The sequence below is a fragment of the Saccharothrix espanaensis DSM 44229 genome, from assembly GCF_000328705.1.
Taxonomy (GTDB): Bacteria; Actinomycetota; Actinomycetes; order Mycobacteriales; family Pseudonocardiaceae; genus Actinosynnema; species Actinosynnema espanaense.
The window spans coordinates 9,294,712-9,309,218 of the sequence record NC_019673.1 but is presented as its reverse complement, the minus strand read 5'-3'; the positions used below and the strand labels follow the sequence as shown (position 1 = coordinate 9,309,218).

14 protein-coding genes are annotated in these 14,507 nt (G+C 72.3%); 3 read left to right on the top strand and 11 right to left on the bottom strand.

The genetic code is table 11. The features are described 5' to 3' along the window. Positions 1-694: 694 nt before the first annotated feature. The gene (gene ptsP / locus BN6_RS41170; RefSeq protein WP_015105817.1) at positions 695-2,326 is read left to right on the top strand and encodes a phosphoenolpyruvate--protein phosphotransferase; all 1,632 of its coding nucleotides are present in this window, start codon (positions 695-697) and stop codon (positions 2,324-2,326) included. A gap of 203 nt (positions 2,327-2,529) precedes the next feature. Here ptsP and BN6_RS41165 read toward each other — a convergent pair whose 3' ends face one another. The 6 genes from BN6_RS41165 to BN6_RS41140 all read right to left on the bottom strand — a co-directional run bounded on the left by BN6_RS41165 (position 2,530) and on the right by BN6_RS41140 (position 8,558). Next, positions 2,530-3,444, bottom strand: a complete 915-nt coding sequence (locus BN6_RS41165) for a LysR family transcriptional regulator (RefSeq protein ID WP_015105816.1) — start codon at positions 3,442-3,444, stop codon at positions 2,530-2,532. Positions 3,445-3,643: 199 nt separating this feature from the next. After that, positions 3,644-4,834, bottom strand: a complete 1,191-nt coding sequence (locus BN6_RS41160) for a glycine C-acetyltransferase (protein WP_015105815.1) — start codon at positions 4,832-4,834, stop codon at positions 3,644-3,646. Then, positions 4,835-5,869 carry an L-threonine 3-dehydrogenase gene (tdh, locus tag BN6_RS41155; RefSeq protein WP_015105814.1) on the bottom strand — a complete coding sequence of 345 codons (1,035 nt, stop codon included), beginning with the start codon at positions 5,867-5,869 and terminating at the stop codon, positions 4,835-4,837. It abuts the gene before it with no gap. 36 nt (positions 5,870-5,905) lie between these two features. Continuing rightward, a complete protein-coding gene (locus tag BN6_RS41150) occupies positions 5,906-7,369 on the bottom strand; it encodes an SDR family oxidoreductase (protein ID WP_015105813.1) in 1,464 nt (487 codons plus the stop codon). A gap of 135 nt (positions 7,370-7,504) precedes the next feature. Next, positions 7,505-7,702 carry a DUF397 domain-containing protein gene (locus BN6_RS41145; protein WP_015105812.1) on the bottom strand — a complete coding sequence of 66 codons (198 nt, stop codon included), beginning with the start codon at positions 7,700-7,702 and terminating at the stop codon, positions 7,505-7,507. 16 nt (positions 7,703-7,718) lie between these two features. Further along, positions 7,719-8,558 carry a helix-turn-helix domain-containing protein gene (locus BN6_RS41140; RefSeq protein WP_015105811.1) on the bottom strand — a complete coding sequence of 280 codons (840 nt, stop codon included), beginning with the start codon at positions 8,556-8,558 and terminating at the stop codon, positions 7,719-7,721. Positions 8,559-8,735: 177 nt separating this feature from the next. Here BN6_RS41140 and BN6_RS41135 point away from each other — a divergent pair, with 177 nt between their 5' ends. Then, the gene (locus tag BN6_RS41135; protein WP_015105810.1) at positions 8,736-8,948 is read left to right on the top strand and encodes a hypothetical protein; all 213 of its coding nucleotides are present in this window, start codon (positions 8,736-8,738) and stop codon (positions 8,946-8,948) included. 10 nt (positions 8,949-8,958) lie between these two features. Here the strand turns inward: BN6_RS41135 and BN6_RS41130 are convergent, their stop codons facing one another. The 4 genes from BN6_RS41130 to macS form a co-directional block, all read right to left on the bottom strand. Further along, positions 8,959-9,264 carry a GNAT family N-acetyltransferase gene (locus BN6_RS41130; protein ID WP_051075908.1) on the bottom strand — a complete coding sequence of 102 codons (306 nt, stop codon included), beginning with the start codon at positions 9,262-9,264 and terminating at the stop codon, positions 8,959-8,961. Positions 9,265-9,415: 151 nt separating this feature from the next. Then, positions 9,416-10,036 carry a DUF1707 SHOCT-like domain-containing protein gene (locus BN6_RS41125; RefSeq protein ID WP_015105808.1) on the bottom strand — a complete coding sequence of 207 codons (621 nt, stop codon included), beginning with the start codon at positions 10,034-10,036 and terminating at the stop codon, positions 9,416-9,418. After that, entirely contained in the window at positions 10,033-10,686 is a 654-nt protein-coding gene (locus BN6_RS41120) for a response regulator (RefSeq protein WP_015105807.1), read from the bottom strand. Before BN6_RS41120 ends, BN6_RS41125 begins: the two co-directional genes overlap by 4 nt. Further along, entirely contained in the window at positions 10,683-11,822 is a 1,140-nt protein-coding gene (macS, locus tag BN6_RS41115) for a MacS family sensor histidine kinase (protein ID WP_015105806.1), read from the bottom strand. Before macS ends, BN6_RS41120 begins: the two co-directional genes overlap by 4 nt. 170 nt (positions 11,823-11,992) lie before the next feature. Here macS and BN6_RS41110 point away from each other — a divergent pair, with 170 nt between their 5' ends. Further along, entirely contained in the window at positions 11,993-13,189 is a 1,197-nt protein-coding gene (locus BN6_RS41110) for a GGDEF domain-containing protein (RefSeq protein WP_015105805.1), read from the top strand. Positions 13,190-13,209: 20 nt separating this feature from the next. Here the strand turns inward: BN6_RS41110 and BN6_RS41105 are convergent, their stop codons facing one another. Beyond that, positions 13,210-14,424, bottom strand: a complete 1,215-nt coding sequence (locus BN6_RS41105) for an AI-2E family transporter (RefSeq protein WP_015105804.1) — start codon at positions 14,422-14,424, stop codon at positions 13,210-13,212. Positions 14,425-14,507: the final 83 nt, after the last annotated feature.

Sequence of the window (14,507 nt, the reverse complement as noted above, 5' to 3'; positions counted from 1 at the left end):
GCCCCCGCGACGGCGTCCGCACGGTCGTTGCCCGGGGTCGGCGCGGCTGCGGGACTCGGAGCGTCGCACGGGGATGCTGCGGTATCTGGTGGTCGCCGAGGCCGGGCCGGGCCGCCGCCGCGCCGGCAGCGGACCGAGCAGGACGGGTGCCGCCCGTCGCTGGGCGGAGCCGGGCCCGGCCGGGTGTCGCTCGTGCTGAACTGCCGCGACCGGCTGGCCGCCGTCGGCGTGGACGAGCGCGGCGAGGAGCGGTGGCGGCACGACGTGCCGGTCACCGCGTGGCCCGGCCGCGCCAACTCGCCACGTCGACGGGCGGGCGACCTCGGACGGCTCGACCGCAGTGGTGGCGATGACCGGCGGCGGTCTGCCGGCCGACGCGATCACCGGCGGCCACCAGCGCCGCACGTTCTTTCGGGTCTGCGACTTCCGGGCGCGGGCCCGGCGGTGGTCACCCAGGACCTGGCCGAAGGACCGCCTCAGTGGTCCCTTTGGAGCGGTTCGAGGTGGGTGGCGGGCACCGGTCGTGGATCGTCGCCGCGGCTGGCTCGGTGGTGCTGAGCGGGACGGGACTGTCGCCGGTCGTCGGGTTGGCCGGCTGAGGCCGGGTCTCGGGCAGGTTTCCTGCGGTAGCGGAGTGGGCTGAAGTGGCGTTGGCTGTTCACGTCCCGTCGACCCGGAGGGTATGGTCTAGACCATGTCGAGCGCGCGGCTGAGCGGTGTCGGTGTCAGTTCCGGTCGGGCTTCCGGGCCCGTGGTGCGAGTGGCCGAGGCGCTGGGCGAGCCACCGTCCACACCGGCCCCCGACGACCTGGCGGCGGAGGCCGCGCGCCTCCGCCCGGCCGCCGACCTGGTCGCCGAACGGCTCTTCGCCCGCGCCGCCCAGGTGACCGGCGACGCCAAGGCCGTGCTGGAGACCACCGCCGCGATGGCCGCCGACCCCGCACTGCTCTCCCAGGCGGAGAAGCTCGTCGCCGACAAGTCGCTGCCCGCCGCACGCGCGGTGCACCAGGCCGCGGCCGGCTTCATCACCGCGCTGGAAGCCGCCGGCGGGTACATGGCCGAACGCGCCCGCGACGTGCAGGACGTCCGTGACCGACTGGTCGCCGAACTGCTCGGCGTGCCCGCGCCCGGTGTGCCGGAGCTGACCTCCCCGAGCGTCCTGGTCGCCCGCGACCTCGCACCCGCCGACACCGCCGGCCTCGACCCGGCCAAGGTGCTGGCCCTGGTCACCGAGGAGGGCGGCCCCACCTCGCACACCGCGATCCTGGCCCGCTCGCTCGGCATCCCGGCCGTCGTGGCCTGCCGCGGCGTCCTCGCGCTGGACGCCGCCGCGCTCTCCGTCGACGGCGACACGGGCGCCGTGCAGGAGTCCGACGGCACCGTCCTCGCCGCCAACACCGGTGAGAAGGTCGAGTGGAACGGCGTCGGCGTGCTGCGCGACGGCCTGCGGGTGAAGGTCCTGGGCAACGTCGGCTCGCCCGGCGACGCCGAAGCCGCCGCGGCCGGCGGCGCGGAGGGGGTCGGACTCTTCCGCACCGAGTTCTGCTTCCTCTCCTCGACCGCCGAACCGACCGTCGAGGAGCAGCGCAAGGCCTACGCGGCCGTGCTCGCGCCGTTCGCCGGCAAGCCCGTCGTGGTGCGCACGCTGGACGCGGGCGCGGACAAGCCGCTGGCGTTCCTGGAGCCCGACCCCGAGCCCAACCCGGCGCTGGGCGTGCGTGGGCTGCGGGTCGCCTTCGACCGACCCGAGGTGCTGGACCGGCAGCTGGAGGCCATCGCCCTCGCCGCCGCCGACAGCGGCGCGGACGTCTCGGTGATGGCCCCGATGGTCGCGACCGCCGCCGAGGCCGCCTGGTTCGTCGAGCGCGCCCGCAAGGCCGGCATCGAGCGGGCCGGGGTGATGATCGAGATCCCGGCGGCGGTCCTGGCCGCCCGGGAGATCCTGGCGGCTGTGGACTTCGTGTCGCTGGGCACGAACGACCTCGCCCAGTACCTGTTCGCCGCCGACCGCCAGGTGGGTGCGGTGGCCGCGCTCAACGACCCGTGGCAGCCCGCGCTGCTCCGGTTGATCAGGCTCGTCGGCGAGGCCGGCACGGAGCTCGGCAAGCCGGTCGGCGTGTGCGGCGAGGCGGCGGCCGACCCGCTGCTCGCCTGCGTGCTGATCGGGCTGGGGGTGACCAGCCTGTCGATGAACCACACGGCGCTGGCCGGGGTCGGCGCGAAACTGGCCGGCACCAGCTACGACCTCTGCCAGCTCGCGGCCCGGGGCGCGCTCGCGGCGGCGGACCCGGCCACCGCGAAGCTCGCGGCCCGCGCTCCGCACTGACGGCGGCAGCGAGTACTGCGGCAGCGAGTACTGCGGCAGGCCCTGTGGTGCGCACAGCGCCGGCGTTTCGGGTGGGGTGGGTTGGCATCGGGGGCCGCCTTCTGTCGTCGTGGTGATGACGTCCACCATGGACGGTCCGGCGGTGGGATGCCAGGGGCTTCACACGGGCGCGTGATGTGTGCTCCTCCCGGCAGGAGCGGACGTCACCCGATGGGGTCGGATTCCGGACGGCCGGGCTGGGCAGCGGAGGTCAGGGCCTCGCAGACCGACCGGACCACCGGGTGGTCCTCGGAGCCCTTCCGGACCGCCGCGAACACCCGGCGCAACGGGGCCGTGCCCACCACCGGCACGCCCACCACCGGCACGCCCCGCAGCGCGTGCCGGGGCACCAGGGCCACGCCCGCGCCCGCCGCGACCAGCGCGCCGATCGCGCTGAAGTCGTTGGACGTCTGGGTGATCCGCGGCGCGAACCCGGCCTCGCCGCAGGCCAGTTCCAGCACGTCGCGCACCGGGTTGCCGGGCGGCGTGGCCACCCAGTCGTCCTCGGCCAGCCGGCGCAGGTCCACCGGCCCGCCGTCGGCCAGCCGGTGGCCGGGCGGCAGCACCGCGTCGAACGGCTCGGTGTAGAGCGGGAACCGGGTCAGCCGGCCGTCGTCGCGCCGGGGCCGGTACTCCTCGGTGATCGCCAGGTCGATCTCGCCGTCGAGCAGCAGCGGCACCGACGCGTCCCCCTCGACGTCCCGGACCCGCACCACCACGTTTGGCACCGACCCGCGCAAGGCCGCCAGCGCGGGCGCGACCACCAGCGTGATCGCCGACGCGAAGCTGCCCACGTCGACCAGGCCGGACGTGCCCGTCGCGAGCCCGGCCAACGTCGCCTGGGCGCGTTCCAGCTCGGCCGCCACCGCGTTCGCGTGGCGCACCAGCAGCTCACCGGCGGAGGTCAGCGACACCCGCCGGCCACGTCGGCGCAGCAGGTCCTGCCCGACCTCGGACTCCAGCGCCGCCAACTGCTGCGACACCGCCGAAGGTGTCAGGTGCAGCGCCTGGGCCGCGGCGGTCACCGTGCCGTGGTCGGCCAGTGCCCGGAGCACGCGCAGCCGTCGAGGATCGATCATCGGCCCATTGTCTGGTCAGCCCCGGGGTCCGGTCCGCTCACCCTGGCCCGAGTCGACCGCCGAGTCGACCGCCGAGTCGACCGGCCAGGCGGCCATCGCGCCGTACGAACCGGCCGGCGTGCCGAGCACCACGCGGCTACCTTTCGCCGGGCAGCCGGGCACGGTCCACGGGCGGGCGTTACCCGATCCGCTCCACGGGTCAGGCTGTTCCCCGCATGATCGCGCGCGCCGCGACGAACGCGTCCACGGCCCGGTTCACGTCGTCGGTCGAGTGCGCCGCCGACAGCTGGGTGCGGATGCGCGCCTTGCCGTGCGGCACCACCGGGTACGAGAAGCCGATGACGTAGACGCCCTGCTCCAGCAGCAGGTCCGCCATCCGGGACGCCTCGGCGGCGTCGCCGATCATCACCGGGATGATCGGGTGCTCGCCGGGCAGCAGGTCGAAGCCCTCGGCGGTCATCCGGTCCCGGAACAGCTTCGTGTTCTCCCGCAGGCGGGTCAGCAGCTCGCTGGACGAGTCGAGCAGGTCCAGGGTGGCGATCGCGGCGGCGGTGATCGACGGCGCGAGCGAGTTCGAGAACAGGTACGGCCGCGACCGCTGCCGCAGCATCTCCACGATCTCCGCGCGCCCGGAGGTGTACCCGCCGCTGGCGCCGCCGAGCGCCTTGCCGAGCGTGCCGGTGACGACGTCCACCCGGTCCTGCACGCCGAACAGCTCGGGCGTGCCGCGCCCGGTCGGCCCGGTGAAGCCGACGGCGTGCGAGTCGTCCACCATGACCAGCGCGTCGTAGCGGTCGGCCAGCTCGCAGATCCCGTCCAACGGGGCCAGGTAGCCGTCCATGGAGAACACGCCGTCGGTCGCGATCAGCCGGTACCGGGCGTCGGCGGCGTCCTTGAGCTGCCGTTCCAGGTCGTCGAGGTCGCGGTTCTTGTAGCGCAGGCGCTTGGCCTTCGACAGCCGCACGCCGTCGATGATCGACGCGTGGTTGAGCTCGTCGGAGATGATCGCGTCCTGCGCGCCGGTCAGCGTCTCGAACAGGCCGCCGTTGGCGTCGAAGCACGAGCTGTAGAGGATGGTGTCCTCGGTGCCCAGGAACTCCGACAGGCGGCGCTCCAGCTCCTTGTGCGGTTCCTGCGTGCCGCAGATGAACCGCACGGACGCCATGCCGAAGCCCCACCGGTCCAGGGCGTCCTTGGCCGCCTGCACGAGCTTCGGGTGGTCGGCCAGGCCCAGGTAGTTGTTGGCGCAGAAGTTCAGCACCTCGTCGCCCGCGCCGACCCGGACCGCCGCGCTCTGCGGGGTGCCGATCACCCGTTCCGCCTTGTACAGGCCCGCCGCGCGGATCTCGTCCAAGCCGGTACGCAGGTCGTCGCGCATCGCGCCGTACATTCAGTTGGCTCCCGTCCAGTCGAGGATGACCTTGCCGCACTTGCCTTCGCGTGCGGTGGCGAAGGCCTCTTCGTGCGCCGTGTAGTCGAACCGGTGCGTGATCACCGGTGTCAGGTCGAGGTCGCGTTGCAGCAGCACGGACATCGAGTACCAGGTCTCGAACATCTCCCGGCCGTAGATCCCCTTGATGTGCAGCATCTTCAGCACGACGCTGCTCCAGTCGACGGGGAACTGCTCGGCGGGCAGGCCCAGGATCGCGATGCGGCCGCCGTGCGCCATGTTGCCGATCATGTCCTGGAGGGCGACGGGCTTGCCGGACATCTCCATGCCGACGTCGAAGCCCTCGGACATGCCCAGTTCGCGCTGCGCGTCGGCGATGGTGTGCTCGGCGACGTTGAGCGCCAGGTCGACGCCGACCTTGCGGGCGATGTCCAGCCGGTGGTCGCTGACGTCGGTGATCACGACGTTGCGCGCGCCCGCGTGCTTGGCGACGGCGGCGGCCATGATGCCGATCGGGCCCGCGCCGGTGATCAGCACGTCCTCGCCGATCACCGGGAAGGACAGCGCGGTGTGCACGGCGTTGCCGAACGGGTCGAAGATCGCGGCCACGTCGAGGTCGACGGGCGCGCGGTGGACCCACGCGTTCTCCTCTGGCAGCACGACGTACGCGGCGAACGCGCCGTCGCTGTGCACGCCCAGGCCCCTGGTGTGCGCGCAGAGGTGGCGGCGGCCGGCCTTGCAGTTGCGGCACGTGCCGCAGACCAGGTGGCCCTCGCCGCTGACCAGGTCGCCGACCTTGACGCCGGTCACCGAAGGCCCGGTCTCGACCACCTCGCCGACGAACTCGTGGCCCAGGACGAGGGGGGCCTTGATGTTGTGCGCCGCCCAGTCGTCCCACGAGTCGATGTGCAGGTCGGTGCCGCAGATCCCGGTGCGCAGCACGCGGACGACCACGTCGGTGGGGCCGGGGGTGGGGTCGGGGACGTCGGTCAGCGACAGTCCCGGCCCGGCGGTCGCCTTGACCAGTGCCTTCATGCCGGCAGTGTGCTCCCGTCGCGCTTGTGCAGTCCATCAGGACTTTCTGAACTCGCTTGTAAGCTCCGCTTCACTGGTGATGTTGCGGACCATGCCGCCGAACACCAGGCCGTGGAACGGCCAGACGGCCCACCAGTAGAGGTGCCCGGCCAGTCCGCGCGGCACGAAGACCGCGCGCTGGCGGTAGGTGGAGCCGCCCTCGCCGTCGTCGGACACCTGGAGCTCCAGCCACGCCAGGCCGGGCACCCGCATCTCCGCGCGCAGCCGCAGCAGCCGGCCGCGCTCGATCTCCTCGACCCGCCACCAGTCCAGCGCCTCGCCCACGTGCAGCCGGCGGGGGTCGCGCCGGCCGCGCCGCAGCCCGACCCCGCCGGCCAGCCGGTCCAGCCACCCCCGCACGGCCCAGGCCAGCGGGAACGAGTACCAGCCGTGCTCGCCGCCGATGCCCTCGACGACCGCCCAGAGCTGCTGCGGCGAGGCTTTCGTCGGCTGCTCGCGGACGTCGGCGTAGGACGAGCCGCCGGACCAGTCCGGGTCGGTCGGCAGCGGGTCGGACGGCGCGCCCGGCAGCGAGGCGTTCGACCACCGGGTCTCCACGTCGGCGTCCATGATCTTGGCCAGCGCGAGTTCCACGGCCCGGTCGTAGCCGGTGGTCGGTCCGGGCAGCAGGCGCAGGACGTCGTCCTCGCGGCACACCACCTCGTGCACCAGGGACTCGATCAGCGGCGCGGCGATCGAACGCGGCACAGGCGTTATCAGGTTCACCCAATGTGATGACAACTTCGGCGTCAGGAACGGCACCCCGACGACTTTGCGCGGGAGCAGCCGGGCCACCCGCGCGTACCGCACCATCATGTCCTCGTAGGTCAGGACGTCCGGGCCGCCGATGTCGAACGTCCGGTTGATCCCGTCCGGCAGGCTCACCGCCTCCACCAGGTAGCGGAGCACGTCCCGGACCGCGATCGGCTGGATCCGGTTGTGCACCCAGCGCGGGGCGACCATCACCGGCAGGCGCTCGGACAGGTAGCGCAGCATCTCGAAGCTGGCCGACCCGGACCCGATGATCACCGCCGCCTGGAACACCACCGCCGGCACCCCGGAGGCCAGGAAGATGTCCCCGACCTCCTTGCGGGAGGCCAGGTGCGGCGAGAGGTGGCCCCCCTCCGGGTGCAGCCCGCCCAGGTAGACGATCCGCTTGACCCGGGCCCGTTCGGCGGCCCGCGCGGTGTTCTCGGCGGCCTTGCGGTCGGCGTCGGCGAAGTCGGAGTTGTTCAGCGAGTGGACGAGGTAGTGCACGACGTCGATGCCGTCCACTGCGGCGGACAACGTCGAGGCGTCCAGCACGTCACCCCGCACCACCTCCACCTCGGACGCCCACGGCACGTCCCGGAGCTTCCCGGGGTCCCGCACGAGACAACGGACTTCGTGGCCCTCGGCGAGCAGGCGCGGCACCAGCCGCCCGCCGAGGTACCCGGTCGCTCCGGTGACAAGGCAACGCATCCCCCGATCCTCGGGGTGCGGGCCCGATCGCGCAGGACAGGGACCGGTTTTGTCGGTGGTCGTGGTCGTGGTCGTGGTGACGGTGTACGACCGGGTGTGACGGGTGGGCGGGACGCGCGTCCCGCCCACGTGACGTCAGACCCGTCCGGTCTTGAGCCCGTCCAGCAGTCCGGCGAAGCTCGCCGCCGGGAACGCCAGCACGGGACCGGTGCGGTTCTTCGAGTCCCGCAAGGCCACGACGCCTGTCACGCGCGCCACTTCGACGCAGTTGTCGTTGCCCTCGGTGTAACTGGCCTTGCGCCAGCGTGCGGTGGGGAAGTCCGGGGCCGGCATGTGGGTGCCCCTTTCGCTACTTGAGTTCGCTGATCCGACGATCCAACATCTTCGCCGATGTCCGGTCGTCCAAGGCCGTCACCCGGAGCCGGTCGAACGCCAGCGTGTAGACGTCGGTCTCCTTGGGGTGGTCCAGGTAGTTGGCGTCGGTCAGACCTTCGAGGTACGCGATCGACAGCGCCGGGACGTTCAAGCGCAGCAAGGTGAACGGCGTGCCGACGGCGTGGTGCTCGCCCTGCTCCAACGGCAGCACCTGGAACGTGACGTGCGGCAGGTCGACCAGTTCGCGCAGTCGTTCCAACTGGGCGCGGAATGCTTCGGTGCCACCGATCGGGCGTAGCAGCGCGGGTTCCGCGACGACGAGCCAGAAGCCCGGCGGGTTGTCGGACGTGAGAAGGGCTTGGCGGGTGGCACGTTCGCGCGCGGCCCCCGCGACCTCGGAGGGCGGCGTCGTGAGCGACATGGACAACAGGGCCCGTGCGTAGTCCTCGGTCTGGACTGTGCCGGGCAGCACGGTCTCCCGATAAGTCTTGATCTCGGACGCGTGGGCTTCGAGGACCTTGTAGGTGTCGCCCCAAGCCGGTGTGCGCCCGCCGCCGGTGCGGGTGCGGGCGACCGCGCCGAACTCGTGGAGCTTGGCGGCTTCGGGTTCGGTGACGCCGTACGCGTCGAGGAGTCCGGTCAGCTCTTCCTCGGTCAGCCGCACGGTCCCGGCTTCGAGCTTGCTGACCTTGCCGACGCCGTACCAGCCGAACCGCTGCGCGATCTCGGTCGGGGACAGTCCGGCGCGCTCGCGGAGGCTGCGCAGGAAGATGCCGAGCACGACGCGGTAGGTCGTCGCTGCCGGTGACGTCATGCCGTGGTCCTCACGTGTCGGCGGGGGATCCGCTACATCCTGCCGCCTCGACGGGCCCGCACCCGCAGCAGCACTTTCACCCGTTTGGTTACCGGGTATTCGGCAACTTACTCGCTAGCATCGACCACGCTGAGGTAATCAAACGAGTAACTTACTCAATTCTCTGGGAGTGCCGCCATGATCGACGTGTCGAAGCCCGAACTCTGGACCGCCGCCGACTTCGACGACGACGTGCGCATCACGCACCAGACCGGCGCGGACTGGGCCAAGTTCACCTTCCCCGGCGGACAGGTCGAACTGACCTTCAGCACGGCGGCGCTGGTCAAGATGATCAGTGCCGGTCAGGAGGCGTTGGACGCGATGCGGGAGCGGGCGGCCGGCACCCGGTGAACCGGCGCGGTCACCGCACCGGCGGGAACGGGTGGGTGGTCGCGAACTCCGGTGCGGTCAGGCCCATCAGCACGACGTCGTGGTGCCGTCCGGCGAAGAACTCGTGGTCGCGCAGCAGGCCCTCGTGCCGGAAGCCGAGCTTCTCGTGCAGCGCGACGGACGCCGAGTTGAACGCGTGCACCGACACCGCGCACTTGTGCAGCCGGCGCTCGCCGAACATGTAGGTCAGCGGCAGCACCACGACCTCCGCCGCGTACCCGCGCCGCTGGTGCTCCCGCCCGATCCCGATCCCGTACGAGAACCGCCCGGCCCGCACGTACGCCCGACGTGGACAGCGCGTCGAACCGCCGGAACGCCGTCCAGTCCTCCGGCTCGACCGCCCGCAGCCGGACCTTCTCCCCCGTCCACATCCCGCGATCGAAGCAGACCCGTCGACCCGGTCGCGAGGCGATCGGCGCGGCACCGCGTCAGGCGTTGCCGAACCACCTGCCCTTCGTCTTGATCTCCAGCGACCCGCCGGTCACGTTCCCGCGCAGCACGAAGTGCGGCCGGCCGCCGGCCCCGCCGACCTTGTCCTTCAACGACCCCGCCGCCAGCTGCACGCCGTCCGCGTCCACCGAGGCGCCCTCCGGCAGCACCAGCTTCACCGACCCGGCCATCACGTCCAGCTCGATGTCCACCACCGCGTGCGCGATGGTCGCCTCGCGGAAGTCGAGGTCCGTCGACCCCATCCGGCTGCGCACGACCATCGTGCGCGGCACGACCCACGAGCCCTTGCGGCGCACCGACGAGAAGGTGGACTTCAGCTCCACCTGCCGGTCCTGCCCGAAACCCGCCACCGCGCCCGGCGCGTGCCCGGCGGCCAGCCCCTGCACCGCCGCGAACTGCTGCTGCTCGGTGCTGACCAGCCCGGTCAGGTCGAGCAGCACGACGTTGAGCTCCTCGCGGGTCTTGGCCGCCAGCGCCGTGTCGGACCGCTCGGTGAACTCGTCCAGCGTGATCAGCCCGCGCCCGACCGCCTTCTGCAACAGCTCCACCACGTGCTCGCGCTCGGCGTCGGACACCCGCCACTGCCTCGGATCCGTCATGTCCCCTCCGGTTCGACGTCGAGTCCGTGCTCGATGGCGTAGCGCGCCAGCTCGACACGGTTGTGCAGTTGCAGCTTCCGCAGGGTGGACTGCACGTGGTTCTCCACGGTGCGGTGCGAGATGACCAGGCGGTTCGCGATCTGGCGGGCGGTCAGGCCCTTCGCGACCAGCCGGAGCACCTCGGTCTCCCGGTCGGTGAGCTGCGGTTTGTCCTCGTCCGGCGTCGCCGCCATCCGCCGGTACTCGCCGAGCACCAGACCGGCCAGGCCCGCGGTGAACACCGCGTCGCCGGCGGCCGTCCGGTTCACCGCCTCGACCAGCTCGTCGGCCGACGCCGACTTGACCAGGTACCCCGACGCGCCGGCCTTCACGGCCTCCAGCACGTCGTCGTGCTCACCGCTCGCGGACAGCACCAGCACCCTGGTGTCGCTCAGCGACCCGGTGATCATCGTGGTCGCCTCGACCCCGGACTGCTCGCCCAGGTTGAGGTCCATCAGCACCACGTCGGGCCGCACGGCGCGCGCGATGCGCACCGCCGACGCCGCGTCGCCCGCGGTCGCGACCACCTCGAACCCGCGTTCGGCCAGGTCCCGCGCGACACCGTCACGCCACAGCGGGTGGTCGTCGACCACCATCACGGACACGCTCATCGGTAGACCCGCACCTCCCACTCCGTGCCCTCCCCCGGGCCGGTCTGCAGCTCCAGCGTGCCACGCAGCGCCTCGACCCGGCCGCGGATCGACTGGGCGATGCCCATCCGACCCTCGGCCTCGGCCGACGCCAACCGCCCGTCCGGGATGCCGGGTCCGTCGTCACGCACGCTGAGCACGACCTCTTCCCCCAGATCCTCCAGCAGCACCCACGCCTTCGCCCCGTCGGCGTGCTTGTCCACGTTGGACAGCGCCTCGCGCACCACCGCGGTGAGCTCGAACGCGGTCGCGGCGGGCAGCATCACCTGAGTGGCCGGTGTGGACACCTGCACCCTCGGCGTGGCCAGCAGTTGCAACGCCGGCCGCAGGTCCGCGTCACCGTCCACTGTCGACTCGGTCGGCGCGGCGGCCACCAGCGAGCGCAGCGCGACCTCCTGCTCGCCCGCCAGCTCGGCCAGTTCCGCCGCTTCGCCGCCCAGTTCCAATCCGCGCTTGCGGACCCGGGCCAGGACCTGGAGCACGCCGTCGTGGATCGACCGGGCGAGGCGCTCGCGCTCGGCCGTCGCCGCCTCGGTCCGCAACGCCTGCGACAGCCGCGCCGACGCCCGCCGGGCGGTGCTCGACGCCATGCCGACGACCAGGCCGGCGCCCGCCAGCAGGACGACGTCGCGCACCAGGTCGACGGAGCTCGCGCCCCGGTTCAGGTAGGTGCTCAGGCCGACCACCAGGCCCGCCAGCGCGCCTGCGGCCTGCCCGCCGAGCGCGCCGGCGGCCACCGCCGGGATGCACGCCCAGATGGTCGTGATCAGCGGGACGTTGTAGAGGAACTGGGTGTCGGTCATGATCAACGGCGACAGGGACATCAACCCGCACACGACGGCCAGGTCCGCGGCCACCACCCACGGCCGCCGGCCGCTCTCCCGGCTGTAGGCGTGGATCGTGAACAGCGACCAGGCCGCCATCGCCCCGATCGCCGTCCAGGCGAGCCACGGGCGGGCGTACATCGTGTGGTGCACGATCGCGTTGCCCAGAGCGAACAGGAACGTCACGATGCGTAGCGCTACGGTTCCCCGCCAGAGGTGCGCGACGGGGTCCTCGGTCACCGATGGACCCGCCTGGGCGGCATTTGTGTGCACGGTGTGCTCCCTTCACCCCTGATTTTGCCGTGTCGGAGTGGTGTGGCTAACCCCCAGGTGGCCGTCTGTTCCGCGACGACCACGTGTGGAAGGCTTGCCGTCATCACTGGGTGTGACTTCCCGGGAACACCGCGCCATTCGACTCCTACGACGCCGGGGGTGGGCTGAGCGTGCGAGCGTGGCCACTGTGGACGCTGAAGCGTGCCGCCCTGGCCTACTGGCTGCTCGTGGACGCCCTCGCCCTCGCGGTCGTCGTGTACGTGATCGCCTCGTCGCCGCAGCCCGACCCCGCCGAGGTCGCCCGGTTCGGCGTGATCGCCGGCACCGCCGGGGCGGTGATCATCGGCAGCTCGATCTACAGCCACCGGGTGGACGAGTCGGAGCGCAACCCGTGGGCCGCGCACCTGTGCTACCTCACCGCCGGCGTCATCGCGCTGCCGTGCAACCTGCTGGTCCTGCTGCTGTTCGGGCCCGCGCTGCACGGCGTGCTGGGGCAGCGCCCCGAGTCGCACCGCTGGGTGTTCACGCTGTCCGCGACCGCCCTGGCCGTGTTCGGCACCCGGTACCTGCTCGGCTGGACCGACCCGACCCAGGACCTGCCGGTGATGGTGCTCGGCGCGACGGCCCTGCTGGTGGTGCGCGCGGCGCTGATCGCGCTCGGCCTGAAGCTGCGCAGCCCGCGCGCCACCGCCGAGGAGGTCGTCGGCGAACCGATCGACGCCGTGCTGGGAATCGTCGCGGTGAGCATCGGCGGCCTGATGGGGTTCGTCGCCACGACCACCCCGGTGCACGCCCTGATGGCCGCCGCGCCGATGGCCCTGCTGGAACGCGCCGCCCAGCTCCCGCAGTGGCGCCGGTCCGCGCAACGGGACGCGAAGACCGGCCTGGCCAACGCCGTGCACTGGGACGGCCGCGCGCGCTACGAGCTGGCCAAGGCGCGCTCCCGCAGCCGGCCGATGGCCGTGATGCTGCTCGACCTGGACCACTTCAAGCGGGTCAACGACCGGATCGGGCACCTGGCGGGCGACGCGGCGCTGAGCGCGATCGCCGTGCTGCTGTCCGGCACGGTCCGGCGCGGCGACCTGGTGGGGCGCTTCGGCGGCGAGGAGTTCGTGGTGCTGCTGCCCGACGCCGAACCCGCGATCGCCCGGTCCGTGGCGCAGCGCGTCCGGCACGCCGTGGCGGACCTGGCCGTGACCACGGTCGGCACGGACGGCCGCGAGCACCTGCTGACCGGGCTGACGGTGAGCATCGGCGTGGCGACCACCCAGCGGTTCGGCTACGAGCTGCCCGACCTGCTGGTCGCCGCCGACTCCGCGCTGCTGGCCGCCAAGGGCTACGGCCGCAACCTGGTGGTGATGGCCTAAGCCGTCCTCCGGGCCGGCCATCAGCCCTTCTTCTCTTCGTCCTTCTGCGCGCCTTCCTGCGTGCCTTCGGGGCTCGTCTCGTCCTCACCCAGTTCGTCGACGCGCTCGCCGCCGGTGTCCGGCGGGCCGCTCTCCTGGGGTTCGAGGACGTCCACGCTCTTCGGCGCGACGCTCTTGTCCGAATCGGACATCAGCGACCGGATGCCCGAGTTCAGCACCGCCAGCAGCGGGACGGACAGCAGCGCGCCGGCGATCCCGCCCACGACCAACCCGGCGGTGATCGCCAGCACCACGGCCAGCGGGTGCAGCTTGACCGCGCGGCCCAGCAGCAGCGGCTGGAGCACGTGGCTCTCCAGCTGCATCACGCCGATCAGGATGGCCAGCACGACCAGCGCCGCCACCGGGCCCACGGCGACCAGCGCCACCAGGACCGACACCGCGCCGGTGATCACCGCGCCGATGATCGGGATGAACGCGCCCAGGAACACCAGCGCGGACAGCGGCACCACCAGCGGCACGCCCACGATCCACAGGCCGATGCCGACGCCGACCGCGTCCACCACCGCCACCAGCGCGGTCGCCCGCACGTAGGAGACCAGCGAGGCGAACCCGCGCCGACCGGCCACGTCCGCCCGGTCGCGCACGTCGGTCGGCACGGCGCGGACCAGGAACCGCCAGATCCCGTCGCCGTCGTGCAGGAAGAAGATCAGCGTGAACAGCGCCAGCAGCAGCCCGGTCAGCAGCTCGCCCACGGTCGCCGCGGTGGTCAGCGCGCTGGAGGTGATCTGCGCCTGGTTGTCCTTCACCGTTTGCAGCGCCTTGTCCAGGTACTGCTGGAGCTGCAGGTCGCTCAGGTGCAGGTCGTCGTGCAGCCAGCCGCGGATGGTGTCGATGCTCGCGCTGATCTGCTTCTGCAGCTCCGGCAGGCCGTTGGAGAACTCGGTGATGACGAACGTCAGCACCCCGCCCACCACGGCTATCCCGCCGATCAGCACCAGCCCGGTGGCCAGCCCGCGCGGCACGCCGACCCGGGCCAGCGCCGCCACGGCCGGCGACAGCAGCGCCGCGAGCAGCAGCGCGATCCCGGCCGGGATCACGATCGTGGTCAGGTACCCGACCACCACGCCGACCACGTACAGCGCGGCCACGACCGCCACGAACCGCCAGCTCAACGCCGCGCTGATCCTCAGCAGCCGCGGCACCCGCCCACTGATCTCCGACTCGCTCCCCGTCACACGATCACCGTAGCCCGCGTTTGCTTTCCGCAGGCCGAACAAACCGGCAACACGGCTGTGAGTTGACCCAAAGCCTGGTCACG

What these genes read in the sequence shown, in the direction of transcription:
- ptsP (WP_015105817.1), top strand. Translation starts at nt 695, where the DNA reads ATGTCGAGCGCGCGGCTGAGCGGTGTCGGTGTCAGTTCCGGTCGGGCT.
- BN6_RS41165 (WP_015105816.1), bottom strand. Translation starts at nt 3,444, where the DNA reads ATGATCGATCCTCGACGGCTGCGCGTGCTCCGGGCACTGGCCGACCAC.
- BN6_RS41160 (WP_015105815.1), bottom strand. Translation starts at nt 4,834, where the DNA reads ATGTACGGCGCGATGCGCGACGACCTGCGTACCGGCTTGGACGAGATC.
- tdh (WP_015105814.1), bottom strand. Translation starts at nt 5,869, where the DNA reads ATGAAGGCACTGGTCAAGGCGACCGCCGGGCCGGGACTGTCGCTGACC.
- BN6_RS41150 (WP_015105813.1), bottom strand. Translation starts at nt 7,369, where the DNA reads ATGCGTTGCCTTGTCACCGGAGCGACCGGGTACCTCGGCGGGCGGCTG.
- BN6_RS41145 (WP_015105812.1), bottom strand. Translation starts at nt 7,702, where the DNA reads ATGCCGGCCCCGGACTTCCCCACCGCACGCTGGCGCAAGGCCAGTTAC.
- BN6_RS41140 (WP_015105811.1), bottom strand. Translation starts at nt 8,558, where the DNA reads ATGACGTCACCGGCAGCGACGACCTACCGCGTCGTGCTCGGCATCTTC.
- BN6_RS41135 (WP_015105810.1), top strand. Translation starts at nt 8,736, where the DNA reads ATGATCGACGTGTCGAAGCCCGAACTCTGGACCGCCGCCGACTTCGAC.
- BN6_RS41125 (WP_015105808.1), bottom strand. Translation starts at nt 10,036, where the DNA reads ATGACGGATCCGAGGCAGTGGCGGGTGTCCGACGCCGAGCGCGAGCAC.
- BN6_RS41120 (WP_015105807.1), bottom strand. Translation starts at nt 10,686, where the DNA reads ATGAGCGTGTCCGTGATGGTGGTCGACGACCACCCGCTGTGGCGTGAC.